This is a genomic window from Longispora albida DSM 44784, assembly GCF_000379825.1.
Classification (GTDB): domain Bacteria; phylum Actinomycetota; class Actinomycetes; order Mycobacteriales; family Micromonosporaceae; genus Longispora; species Longispora albida.
The window spans coordinates 56,782-68,616 of the sequence record NZ_KB903837.1 but is presented as its reverse complement, the minus strand read 5'-3'; the positions used below and the strand labels follow the sequence as shown (position 1 = coordinate 68,616).

Annotated in this window: 13 protein-coding genes; 6 read left to right on the top strand and 7 right to left on the bottom strand. The window is 71.1% G+C overall.

The annotated features are described in order from the left end of the window. Positions 1-45 precede the first annotated feature (45 nt). From A3G1_RS0128500 to A3G1_RS0128485, 3 genes are all read left to right on the top strand, one after another. Positions 46-492: a rhodanese-like domain-containing protein gene (locus A3G1_RS0128500; RefSeq protein WP_018352916.1), complete on the top strand. Its 447-nt coding sequence runs from the start codon at positions 46-48 to the stop codon at positions 490-492. Positions 493-543: 51 nt separating this feature from the next. After that, a complete protein-coding gene (locus tag A3G1_RS0128495; protein ID WP_018352915.1) occupies positions 544-1,662 on the top strand; it encodes a winged helix DNA-binding domain-containing protein in 1,119 nt (372 codons plus the stop codon). 554 nt (positions 1,663-2,216) lie between these two features. Continuing rightward, positions 2,217-2,564 carry an HIT family protein gene (locus A3G1_RS0128485; protein WP_026212667.1) on the top strand — a complete coding sequence of 116 codons (348 nt, stop codon included), beginning with the start codon at positions 2,217-2,219 and terminating at the stop codon, positions 2,562-2,564. On the opposite strand, the gene A3G1_RS0128480 is transcribed toward A3G1_RS0128485, so the two are convergent. The 3 genes from A3G1_RS0128480 to A3G1_RS0128470 all read right to left on the bottom strand — a co-directional run bounded on the left by A3G1_RS0128480 (position 2,561) and on the right by A3G1_RS0128470 (position 5,547). After that, on the bottom strand, positions 2,561-3,112 hold the full coding sequence (locus tag A3G1_RS0128480; protein ID WP_018352913.1) for a DUF1697 domain-containing protein: 552 nt from the start codon (positions 3,110-3,112) through the stop codon (positions 2,561-2,563). The genes A3G1_RS0128485 and A3G1_RS0128480 overlap by 4 nt on opposite strands. Further along, entirely contained in the window at positions 3,112-4,050 is a 939-nt protein-coding gene (locus tag A3G1_RS0128475; protein ID WP_018352912.1) for a right-handed parallel beta-helix repeat-containing protein, read from the bottom strand. Before A3G1_RS0128475 ends, A3G1_RS0128480 begins: the two co-directional genes overlap by 1 nt. Positions 4,051-4,254: 204 nt before the next feature. Then, entirely contained in the window at positions 4,255-5,547 is a 1,293-nt protein-coding gene (locus A3G1_RS0128470) for an AMP-binding protein (protein WP_018352911.1), read from the bottom strand. On the opposite strand from A3G1_RS0128470, the gene A3G1_RS0128465 reads away from it, so the two are divergent. Beyond that, positions 5,540-6,007, top strand: a complete 468-nt coding sequence (locus A3G1_RS0128465) for a GNAT family N-acetyltransferase (protein ID WP_051110702.1) — start codon at positions 5,540-5,542, stop codon at positions 6,005-6,007. The two genes, A3G1_RS0128470 and A3G1_RS0128465, sit on opposite strands and share 8 nt — an antisense overlap. A 56-nt stretch (positions 6,008-6,063) precedes the next feature. Further along, positions 6,064-6,780 (top strand): L-lactate permease, encoded by a 717-nt coding sequence (locus A3G1_RS0128460; protein WP_018352909.1) that lies wholly within the window; start codon positions 6,064-6,066, stop codon positions 6,778-6,780. Positions 6,781-6,794: 14 nt separating this feature from the next. Here A3G1_RS0128460 and hemQ read toward each other — a convergent pair whose 3' ends face one another. The 3 genes from hemQ to hemG all read right to left on the bottom strand — a co-directional run bounded on the left by hemQ (position 6,795) and on the right by hemG (position 9,919). Then, positions 6,795-7,493 (bottom strand): hydrogen peroxide-dependent heme synthase, encoded by a 699-nt coding sequence (gene hemQ, locus A3G1_RS0128455; protein ID WP_018352908.1) that lies wholly within the window; start codon positions 7,491-7,493, stop codon positions 6,795-6,797. Between the two features lie 65 nt (positions 7,494-7,558). Then, entirely contained in the window at positions 7,559-8,497 is a 939-nt protein-coding gene (locus tag A3G1_RS0128450; protein WP_018352907.1) for a MerR family transcriptional regulator, read from the bottom strand. 45 nt (positions 8,498-8,542) lie between these two features. Then, the gene (gene hemG / locus A3G1_RS0128445; RefSeq protein ID WP_018352906.1) at positions 8,543-9,919 is read right to left on the bottom strand and encodes a protoporphyrinogen oxidase; all 1,377 of its coding nucleotides are present in this window, start codon (positions 9,917-9,919) and stop codon (positions 8,543-8,545) included. A 64-nt stretch (positions 9,920-9,983) separates the two neighbouring features. Here hemG and A3G1_RS40925 point away from each other — a divergent pair, with 64 nt between their 5' ends. Beyond that, complete coding sequence (locus A3G1_RS40925) at positions 9,984-10,784, top strand: HEAT repeat domain-containing protein (RefSeq protein WP_169437621.1); 801 nt, start codon at positions 9,984-9,986, stop codon at positions 10,782-10,784. Between the two features lie 4 nt (positions 10,785-10,788). On the opposite strand, the gene hemE is transcribed toward A3G1_RS40925, so the two are convergent. Continuing rightward, a complete protein-coding gene (hemE, locus tag A3G1_RS0128435) occupies positions 10,789-11,805 on the bottom strand; it encodes a uroporphyrinogen decarboxylase (RefSeq protein WP_018352904.1) in 1,017 nt (338 codons plus the stop codon). Positions 11,806-11,835 lie beyond the last annotated feature (30 nt).

The window sequence follows — 11,835 nt, the reverse complement described above, 5'->3', positions numbered from 1 at the left end:
TCGCGCCACTGTCTGGCCGCCCGGCCGCCCGGAAGACTTCCCGGTATGACGACACCGGTTACCGCACACCCCGCCGCCGCTCCCGCCGACGCCTTCCGTCACTTCGCCGGCAAGCTCGCCTACGAGACCGACCCGGCCGACGTGGCCCAGGCGCTCAAGAACGGCGAAACCGACTTCGTCCTCGTCGACACCCGCGCGAAGGGCAACTACACGAAGTCACACCTGCCGGGCGCGATCCACCTGGGCGAGATCACCGAGGAGAGCCTGGCCGCGATCCCGGCCGGCACGCTGATCGTCACGTACTGCTGGGGCCCGGCCTGCAACGGCTCGACCAAGGCCGCCATGAAGATCGCGGCGCTGGGCCGCCCGGTGAAGGAGATGATCGGCGGCTTCGAGTACTGGGTACGGGAGGGCTGGGCGACCGAGGGCAAGCGCCCGCTCGACGCCCGGGCCAGCACGCCGAAGCCCACCGACCTCGGCCTGTACTGCTGATCGATCTTCGCAGTCCCCGGTTTGTCGTAGGTGGCCACTAGGCTTTCCCGCATGGATCGCAGGACGGGGATCGGCCAGACCATCATGGACAACGTCGCGCTCAACCGGGCGCTGCTGGCCCGCCAGCTGCTGCTCGGCCGGGCGGAGCTGCCGGTGCTGACGGCTGTCGAGCGGCTGGCGGGCCTGCAGGCCCAGGCTCCCAACCCGCCGTACACCGGGCTGTGGGCGCGGCTGGCGGGCTTCCACCAGAGTGATCTGTCCACTCTGGTGGAAAGCAAGGAGATCGTCCGGCTGACGCTGATGCGGGGCACGATCCATCTCGTCTCCGCCGCAGACGCGCTGGCCTGGCGGCCGCTGATCCAGCCGGTGCTGGACCGGGCCTTCCGGTCGACGTACGGGAAGTTTCTCGAGGGCATCGACTGGGATGACATCGCGGCCGCGGCGCGGGAGCTGGTCGAGGAGCAGCCACGGACCATCGCCGAGCTGGGCCCGCTGCTGGGGCGGCGCTGGCCGGACCGTGACCACCGGGCGCTGGCCTCCGCGGCCCGCGAGCGGCTGGCGCTCGTGCAGGTCCCGCCGCGCGGGCTGTGGGGGGTCAGCGGCCAGGCCGCCTTCACGACCATCGAGTCCTGGCTTGGCAAGGCACCCGAGGCCGGTTCGCTGGACGACATGGTCCTGCGCTATCTCGGGGCATTCGGCCCGGCGACGGTGAAGGACGCGCAGGCCTGGTCGGGGCTGACCAAGCTCAAGGAGGTCTTCGACCGGCTCCGGCCACGGCTCGTGACGTTCCGGAGCGCCGAGGGGGCCGAGCTGTTCGACCTGCCGGACGCGCCACGGCCGGACACAGCTCCCCCGGTGCTGTTCCTCGCCGAGTTCGACCAGATGCTGCTCGCCTACGCCGACAAATCACGGATCATGGCCGACAGGTACCGGATGCCGATCTTCGGGAAGAACGCTGTCATCCGCGCGACGTTCCTGGTGGACGGCATGGTCAGGGGCATGTGGCGGCTGACAGGGAAGAAGGGCCTGGCCACGCTGCTCGTCGAGGCGTTCGAGCCGCTGACGGCCGGCCAGGAGAAGGCACTGGCCGCCGAGGGCGAGCGGCTGATCGCCTTCGCCGCGCCCGAGGCCACCACGTCCGAGATCGTGTTCACGGAGGCGTCGTCATGACTGTCCTGATCGCTGTCGCTGGTTCCGCACCGGGTATCGGGAAGACGACCTTGTGCGACGGGCTCGCCGCGCACTGGTCCGGGCTCGGGCTCCGCGTCGATCATTTCCGCGAGGAGGAGATCCTCAGCCGGCCAGAGTTCGCGGCGCTCGCCGCCGAGTTCAGGGAGACGGGCCGGATCGCGCCTGCCACGATCCTGTCCGCGATGGCCGGCCATGTCGAGGCGGTGCTGGCCGACCCGCCCGACGTGCTGCTGACCGACGCGCTCGCGCCCTTCACGGCCTCACTGGTCGCGTGGGGGCACTCCGAGGCCGCGATCAGCAGCTTCCTGTCCAGCCTCAGCTCACTGCTCACCCCCTTGAAACCCGCCATCGTGTACCTGGACGGGAAGCCGCCGGCCGCCCCGGCCCGCGCGATCGAGCGCGAAGGCGACGGCTGGTGCGAGGCCCTCGAACGGGAGCGGGCGATCACGCTGGCAGGGCTGCGCGCCCAGCCCTGGGAGCTGGTCGTCGTGGACAGCACGGCAGGCGACCCGCTCGGGACGGCCGCCGGTGCCCTGGTCTCCCACGTCACCGGCACGACCGACTTCTACTGCGACGAGGCGCTCAGCGGCCGGACACCCGTGAAGGTCGTCGCCGAGACGGACGACGTGCTCGCCTTCCACCACACCCGGCCGTACTGGCCCGTGCACATCGTCGTCGTACCGAAGCGGCACGTCCCGTCCCTTGTGGACCTTGGTGACGCCGGAGACGAGGGGCTGCTCGCCGTCCTCGCGGTCGTCCGGCAGGTCGCCGGCCAGGTCAACCGGGAGCACGGGGCGGCGTCGGTCCAGACGAATCTGGGCAGGTACCAGGATTCCAAGCACCTGCACTTCCACGTCAGCTCCGGCGCGCCGATCCGTTAGCTCTCCAGCAGCGCGAGGAGCTTGGTGACCGTGTTCCAGTTGCGGGCCGTGGCGACCACGCCGGGGGCGTAGCGCTTCTTCTGGCCGACCAGCTCGGAGAGCTTCGTCGCGCTGATCCCCTCCGGGTACCAGGAGTAGATCTCGCGGGTGCCGAAGGCGAAGGTGTTCGGCAGGTACTCGTCGCGGTCGATGTCGGCGAAGCGCTCCGGCTCCGGCGGGGCCGACAGGAAGGTCACGAGGTACCGGGAGCCGTTCTCGGCGGCCTTGTCCGGCATCGGGTTCGCGTCGATGACCCGGTGCAGGTCGGCTGCTGTGAGGACGAGGCAGCCGACCTCGTGGCCGAGTTCGCTGGCGATGCCCTTCTCCAGGGCCGCGGCGAGCCTGGCCGGGTCGGTCTCCTCGCTGCCGAACACCGCGTTGCCGCTCTGGAGCAGGGTGGCGGGCTCGGAGTACCCGAGGGCGGCCAGCAGCCTGCGCAGGTCAGCCATCGCGATCTTCTTGTTGCCGCCGACGTTGATGCCCCTGAGCAGGGCCGCGTACCGGGTCATCACTTGATCGTAATCGGGGTCTTCTTCTCGTCGAACCAGTAGTTGCCGGTCCACTCGTTGCCGTTGCCGTGCTCGTACGAGGTGACCGGCCCGTGCCGGCCGCACTTCGGGAAGGGCTCGACGCCCATCTTCGAGAAGGCGTTGTTGAGGTACCGGACGTTCTTCGCGTACGGGAAGGGCTTGCTCTGCACGCTGCCGGCGTAGGTGCAGTAGGAGCCGCCGTGGAAGTAGTTGTCCTCGACCAGCACGTCCTCGACGAGCTCGAAGTTCCCGTACAGGGACAGGGCCGCCGAGCAGCCGTCGACCGGGCACTCGACCCGGTTGTGCCGGATGACCATGCCCTTGCCGCCGTGGAAGCCGATCCCCGACAGGTGCCGTCCCTCGGACGAGCCGCCGGGCGAGGTCGTGATGATGTACGAGTCCTCGATGACCGTGTTGGACCGGGGGTGCGCGCCGGAGAACCCGCCGTGCAGGTAGCAGCGGCGGCAGGTGAAGCCGGTCCAGCCGATCAGCCACAGCTTCAGGTCGCCCTTGCCGTCGATCTCGACGTCCTCGACGAGCACGTTCTTGTAGGTGCCTTCGAGGTCCGTCTTGACGCCGCATCCGACCGCGTTGATCTTCGTCTTGCGGATCGTCACGTTGCTGGTCTTGATGGTGATGCAGCCGGTGACCTCAAGGCCTTCGATCACGGTGCCGGACTTGGTGACCGTGATGCTGCCGGAGGGCTTGAGCGCCGTGCCCTTCGGGACTCCGGTGTTGGCCTCGCTCGGCCAGTAGTCCAGTGCGGACGCCGGGGGCTTGGCCGTGCCGGAGGGCTTGGGGGAAGTACTGGGCTTCGTGCCCACCGAGCCCTTGCCCGACTCGGAAGGCGCGGGGGCCGCGCCGTTGCCCGGCCGGCTGTCCGGTGTGACGGTGGCCGACTCGGCCGCACCGGGCAAACCCGTGGAATCATCTTTCAGTACCAGATAAACACCCGCCGTCGCGGCGACTGCGAGAATCGCGGCGACGGCGCTGGCCCAGATCCAGAAATTCCGGCTTTTGCGGTCTCTGTGCGCCGGCGGCGGCTCGCTGGCGGGGTCTCCGTTATCACCGGCGTGAATTTCACTATCCACGGCCGCCAAGCCTACGGCACACCCGCCAGATCAGCGAAGCTGCTGCTTCTGGACTTTACCGAGTGCGTTCCTGGGCAGGTCAGCGACGATGCGGACCTTGCGCGGCCTTTTGTGTACCGACAGCTGGCCGGCCACGAAATCGATCAGTTCCCTTTCTGTCACGTCCTCGCCGACCACGTACGCGACGATGGCCTGACCGAGGTCGTCGTCGGGTACGCCGATCACGGCCGCCTCGCGCACCCGGGGGTGGCAGAGGAGCGCGTTCTCCACCTCTCCGGCCCCGACCCGGAAGCCACCTGTCTTGATCAGGTCGGTGGAGGCGCGGCCGACGATCCGGTACTGCCCGTCCTCCACCGCCGCGATGTCCCCCGTCGGGAACCAGCCGTCCACAGTGAACGGAGACGGCCGGTTCAGGTACCCGCCGAACAGCGTCGGCCCGCCGATCTCCAGCTCGCCCTCGGCGGTCAGCCGGGTCAGCACGCCGGGCAGCGGGGTACCGACGTGGCCGGGGCGGCGGTCGCCGTCAGCCCGGGCGCTGATCGTGATCAGGGTTTCCGTCATGCCGTACCGCTCGACGGGCCGGTGGCCGGTCAGCCCTTCGAGCGCGGTGAACACAGTGGACGGCAGGGCGGCGCTGCCCGACACGAGCAGCCGGGCCGGGCGGAGTGCCGCAGCGGCGGAAGGCTCGGCGCAGACGCGGGACCACACCGTGGGTACACCGAAATAGAGGGTGCCCTGGGCCTGGGCGTATGCCTGCGGCGTGGGCTTGCCGGTGTGCACGAGCCGGGAGCCGGTACGCAGCGCGCCCAGCACACCGAGGACCAGGCCGTGCACGTGGAAGAGCGGCAGTCCGTGGACGAGCGTGTCGCCGGCGGTCCACTGCCAGGCCCCGGCCAGGCCGTCGAGCCCGGCGGCCAGCGCGTCGAGGCCCAGCCGCACGCCCTTGGGAGCGCCGGTCGTGCCGCTGGTGTAGAGGAGCAGCGCGGCGTCCGGATCTTTCCCGCCGGGCAGCTCGGTCACCTCGGTGCCGTCGATGAGCAGGCCGGCTCCGGAGTCGGTGAGGATGTGCTCGCGTTCGAGCGGGCCGGAGTCGGGCGGGATCGGCACGACGGCGACGCCGGCCAGGATCGCGCCGGTGATGGCGGCGATGGTGTCCAGATCGGGGCGGGCGATGACCGCGATGGCCGGCGCGAGCGGCGTGCGCTCGGCGCGCTCCCGCAGCCGCGCCCAGGAGACCTGCTCACCCCCGGCCCGGACGGCGTCCGGCTTGTCAGGGAACGTCCCGTTCAGGGCGGGCAGGAAGTACTCTCGGCTCGTGATCATCAAGACCTGCCTCTTCGGGGATCTGGACCCCTACATTCTGTACTCCGTGCTCCGGCTGCGCTCCGCCGTGTTCGTCGTCGAGCAGAACTGCGTCTACCTGGATTTCGACGGCCGCGACACCGAGCGGGGCACCCGGCACGTCTACGCGGGCGAGGCCGGGGAGATCGCGGGTTACCTGCGGGTGCTGGAGGAGCCGGACGGGACGCTGCGGATCGGCCGGGTCGTGGTCGATCCGGCGTGGCGGGGCAAGGGCGTGGCCGACGGGCTGATGGAGGCGGCGCTGGCGACGGGGCCAGGCCGGACTTTCGTCCTCAACGCGCAGACCGGCGCGGTCAAGCTCTACCTGCGGCACGGTTTCACCGTCTGCGGGCCGGAATTCCTGGAGGATGATATCCCGCACGTTCCCATGATCAGTAATGCGCCCAATGTGGACAGCCTCACAATCGCTCCGTCCTTTTAGGACTTGACCACTGGATCGATGCCTGTAAGGGTCCGGCCGGCATCCTGGCCGGGGTCGTGACCACAGCCGCCGGGCTGCTGCTGTTCGGCAAGGGGCACGGGGCCTCGGTCAGTGCCCCGCCGTGGGCGGCCGTCCGGCCCTACGCGATCGTGCTCGGGCTGGTGTTCCTGATCCGGATGCTGCCGTTCGCAGGCGTTCCGGTGTCGGCTCTGGCGATCAAGGCCGGCGGCGTGTCCTTCGCCCCGCTGAGCTCGCCGGGGCTGGCGCTCGGCGCGACGGTGCTGATCCTCGGCGGGGGCAGGCTGGCCGGGCCGGCGTTGAAGGCGACGGTCCTGCGCGGGTACAAGCCGGTGCTGGCCCTGGCCGGATTCACGGTGATGGCCCAGCTCATGGTGGGCAGCGGCATGATCCAGGCGATCGGGGCCGCGCTGCCGTCGTCGAGCGTGCTGGCGCTGGCCGGGGCCGCGCCGCTGCTCGGCATGGTGTCCGGCTACCTCACCGGGTCCAATGTGGGTGGTAACGCGCTCATGATGACCATGCAGACCACACTTGGTACCGGGGTGGGCGAGCCGCTGGCCTTCGCCGCCATCCAGAACAGCACCGCCGGGCACGCCGTGTTCGCGTCGATGCCGATCGTGCTGCTCGTGCTGGCCATCTCGGGCGGCGCGCGGGACGGCGAGGAGCCGGAACTCGTCCGGTACGGCCTGCGGATGGCCGCCCTGGTCGCCGCCGTGACCGTGGCGGCCAGCCTGGCGCTCGTGACGCTCGGCTGACCGCCCCGGGTCCGCTACGGAAGAGCCGCGACGATCTCGGCCAGCGGGCGGCGCCGGCCGGTGTAGAACGGGATCTCCTCACGGACGTGACGGCGCGCGTCCGAGGCCCGCAGGTGACGCATCAGGTCGACGATCCGGTGCAGCTCGTCGGCCTCGAACGCCAGCATCCACTCGTAGTCGCCGAGCGCGAAGCTGGCCACGGTGTTGGTCCGGACATCCGGGTACTCACGGGCCATCTTGCCGTGCTCGGACAGCATCGCCCGCCGCTCGTCGTCCGGCAGCAGGTACCACTCGTAGGAGCGGACGAACGGGTACACGCAGACGTACTTGCGCGGCTCCTCGCCCGACAGGAACGCCGGGATGTGGCTCTTGTTGAACTCGGCCGGCCGGTGCAGCGCGAACTGCGACCACACCGGGGTCAGCACCCGGCCCAGCTTCGTGTGCCGGAACGCCGCCCACGCGTCCTGGATGGTGTCGCTGTCCGGCGCGTGCCACCAGACCAGCAGGTCGGCGTCGGCCCGCAGCCCGGAGACCTCGTACGTGCCCCGGATGGTCAGATCCTTCTCCGCGAACTGCGCGAAGACCTCCTCCACCTCGGCGGCGGCTTCCTCACGGAAGGCCGGCAGCGGGGCGGTGGCCTTGAACACCGACCAGGCGGTGTACCGGATGGTCTCGTTGAGTTCCTTGATCCGGGAAGCGTTCGGGTTGGTCATACCCCCATCTTGCCCGGTACGCCCCGGCGAGCCCCCGCCGCCTCGCCCCGCTGTGACGCGGCGGCTCAGGTACGCAGCGCGGCGAGCATCCAGTCCCAGTGGTCGTGCCGGGACTCGCGGGGCGGCCAGCCGTTGATCCGGCTGATCAGCCGCCAGTACCGGTCGACCCGCTGGTCGGAGCCCTCCTCGATCTGGCAGGCGAGCCAGGCCCGGAACTCGGGCGTGTCCTGGCCACCGTGCCCTTCCAGGAACAGCGCGACCAGCTCGGTGACGATGGCCTGCCCCTCGGGGCCCGCCGGGTCGACGCCTGCCTCGACAGCGGCGACGCTGCGCTCGCCGAGCTGGGCACCGGCCCTGGCGCAGCCCTCGTACGCCGCCTGGTGCTCGCCGGACTTGCGGGTGTCGTTGTGGACCTGCGCCATCCGCCGGACCCGCGCCCGGAAGCCCGGGTCGGCGACCAGCTCTGCCAGCTCGATCCACGCCTCGGCCTGGTCGGCGGTCGGGTCGTCGGGCAGCTCCGGCACGACCCCGCGGAACTTGGCCGCGAAGTCGGGGTGGATGTCGAGACCGTCGAACGTCTCGTCGTGGAAGTTCTCGATGATCCGCTTGCGTTCCACAGCGGACAGCTGAGCCAGCTTGCTCATGAGGTTGATCTCCTTCGGGTCTGATCCCCGCTTGGCGACCGCCCGCAGCACGGCCCGGCGCAACCGCAGCACGTTGATCTGCGCGCCGATCGCCTCGGCGTGCAGTGCCGCGACCTCGGCGATACTCCGCTCCCGGTCGAGCACCGTGCGGATGTCGGCAAGGCCGAGGCCGAGCTCCCGCAGGGTGCGCACCAGGTCGAGGCGCGCGAGGGCGTCCAGGTCGTACCGGCGGTAGCCAGCGTGGCTACGGCCGGCCGGCGGCAGGAGCCCGGTATCGGAGTAGAACCTGATCGTCTTGACCGGCATGCCGGTCCGCCGGGCCAGGTCCCCGATGCTGTAGAACTCCTGCTCGCCGTCCATGCGACCACCCTCCGGTCTCCCGCCGGTGGAGAGTCAACACCATCCTCAGTGGAGAATCTGCTCGGCTGCCCTCCCGGCCGACCGGACGCAGGCCGGGATGCCCACTCCGTCGTACGCCGCGCCGGCCAGGGCCAGCGGCAGGCCGGCCAGAGCCTCGCGGGCCCGGCGGACCCGGTCGAGGTGACCCGGGGCGTACTGCGGCAGCGCCCCGCCCCAGCGCCGGACGGTCGCGTCGACCGGTACCGGGAGGTCGCGGCCCAGCAGCACGGCCAGTTCGGTGCGGACCAGGCTGACCAGGTCCCCGTCGGGGCGCTGGAGGACCCGCTCGTCGCCGTACCTGCCGACCGAGGCCCGGACGAGCGCCAGGTCCGGGGCCGCCAGATGCGGCCACTTCTGGTCGATGAAGGTGACGGCCTTGGTGGCGAAGCCCTCCGGCGCCGGTACGAGGAAGCCCGACAGCTCCGGCATGACCACCCCGGGCAGCGCCAGAGCGACCAGCGCGACGCTCGCGTAGTCGAGTACGCCGACCTCGGCGGCCGCCTCCGGGCTCACCTCGTGCAGTAGCCGGGCGGCCGGGCGGGCCGGGACGGCGAGGATCACGGCATCGGCTTCGAGGGTTTCCGGGGACCGCGTGGCCCCGATCACGAGCCGCCAGCCGCTGGCCGTCCGATGCAGGCCGCGCACCGGCAGGCCGAGGCGCAGATCGGCGCCGGCCGCGTCCACCAGGGCGCTGACCAGGGCAGACATCCCGCCCTCGATCGTCCCGAAGATCGGCTTGGGGCTCGGTGCCGCCCCGGCTCCCGCAGCGAGGCCGGTGGCCGGGCCTGCACTCGTACCCAGCGCGGCGCGCACGGCACCGGCCAGCGTGTCATGAGTCCGGGCGGCAGCCGCCAGCGTGGGCAGCGTGGTCGCGAGGGAGAGCCCGTCGGCCCGGCCCGCGTACACGCCACCGAGCATCGGGTCGACGAGCCGGTCGACCACCTCCGAGCCGTACCGCGCCCGGACCAGCTCCCCCACCGACACGTCCTGCCCGGCCGCGAGCAGCGGGCCGGTCGTCGCCGGCTCCGGCGTGGCAGTGGCCACATCCCCGAGTGCCGAAGTGTCCGCGGGCACACCGACGAGCGTCCCGGCCGGGATCGGCAGCAGCCGGCCACCGAGGGCGAGCGCCGCCGGTACCCGGGCCGGGTGCACGACCGCCAGGCCCAGCTCGGCCGCGAGGTCGGCGACCGCAGGGTCCCGTACCAGGAAAGCCTCGGCACCAGCCTCGACACGCACCCCGGCCAGCGAACCCGCCCGCAGCTTCCCGCCCGGCTCGGGCGCCTGCTCGATCAGCGTGATCCGGCACCCGGGGTCGCGCTGGCGGAGCCGGTAGGCGGCCGTCAACCCGGCGATACCCCCGCCGATGACTACGACGTGTGCCAACCCGACCTCCTCGCGTAACGAAAAGCCACTAGCCGACCGCCCTCGGATGGATCAGACTCGGAGTGTGAATATCGCAGCTCTAGCCCATGATCCATTGACGCCGGCCGCCGAGCTGGCCGCCGCGGTCTATTCCTGCGAAGACCCTCTGGAGCTCCCCGTCATCCTCGGCCTCGCCGAGCACCGGGACGCCCAGGTCCGCCAGGCCGTCGCGGCGCAGCTGCCACTGCTCGCCGACCCCAAACCACAGTCCGTGATCACCGCGCTGCTCCGCCTGACCAGCGATCCGTCCCCCGACGTGCGGGACTGGGCGTGTTTCGCCCTCGGTACGCAGTGTCCGGACATCGACACCCCCGAGCTGCGCGACGCCCTCGCCGCCCGGCTCACCGACCCCGACAACGAGACCCGCTGCGAGGCGCTGTTCGGCCTCGCCCAGCGCCGCGACTCCCGCGCGCTGCCCGCCCTGCACAAGGCCCTGGCGGGCGACAGCGTCTGGCTGATGGAGATCGAGGCCGCCGGAGCGCTCGGCGACCCCAGCCTGCACACCCCGATCCGCGGCCACCTCGACGGCTGGGCCCCGGCCGACGTCGGCCGGGTCTGCGCGGCCCTGCGGCTCACCGACCCCGACGGGCCCGGCGAGGACCTGGTCGAAGGACTCGCCGACTGGTATTCCCACGGTGGCCCCCACCCCGACGAACCCCAGCCCTACTGGTGGGGCATCGCCCTCACCATGCTGAACCTCGCACCGCACCGCTCCGTCGAACTCGCCACGGCCGTGGCCCGGAAGCTGACCGGAGACGAGGCGGGACTGCACGCCCTGCACAACTCCGGCCTGGCCTCCGACGCCAGGGAACACGGCTGGACCTGAGGCCTTACAGCCCGGCGTGGACCAGGTCCACGACCCGCTTGAGCACGTCAGGATCGTTGTCCGGCATCACGCCGTGACCGAGGTTGAACACATGCCCCGGCGCCTTGGCGCCCTCAGCGAGCACCCGGCGGACCTCGCGCTCCACCACGTCCGCCGGAGCGAACAGGACAGTGGGGTCCAGATTTCCCTGGACCGCGTATCGGCCGCCCAGCCGGGCGCTGGCGACATCCAGCGGAGTACGCCAGTCCACGCCGACCACGTCCGCGCCAGCCTCACCGATCGCTTCCAGCATGTGCCCGGTGCCCACTCCGAAGTGGATACGCGGCACGCGCAGGCCGTCGAGCACCGCCGCCGAGTGCGGCATCGCGAACTGGCGGTAGTCAGCCTCCGACAGCGCGCCAGCCCACGAGTCGAACAGCTGGATCGTCCGCGCGCCCGCAGCGATCTGCGTTTCCAGGAACACCCGCGCCATCCGGGCCAGCTTCGCGCACAGCGCGTGCCAGACGTCCGGAGCGCCGTACATCAGCGTCTTCGTGTTGACGTACGTCCGGGACGGGCCGCCCTCGACCAGGTAGCTGGCCAGGGTGAACGGGGCGCCGGCGAAACCGATCAGCGGGGTGTCCTCGCCCAGCTCACGGACGAGCAGCCGGACAGCCTCCGTGATGTACGGCAGGTCCTCGGGGCTCAGCTCACGGATCGCCTCGACGTCGGCCATCGTGCGGACCGGGCTGTCGAGCACCGGCCCGACGCCGGCCTTGATGTCGATCGGCACCCCGGCCGCCGCCACCGGCACGACGATGTCGCTGAAGAAGATCGCGGCATCGACACCGTACCGCCGGACCGGCTGCAAGGTGATCTCCGTGACCAGCGCGGGGTCCCGGCACGCGTCGAGCATCCGGTTCCCTGACCTGATCTTCTTGTACTCCGGCAGCGAGCGGCCAGCCTGGCGCATGAACCACACCGGGGTGTGCGAGGCGGGCTCGCGGCGTACCGCGTTCAGGAAAGCACTCATCCCGGCCATCGTCGCATGAGCCGCCCGCGTCGGCGCGGC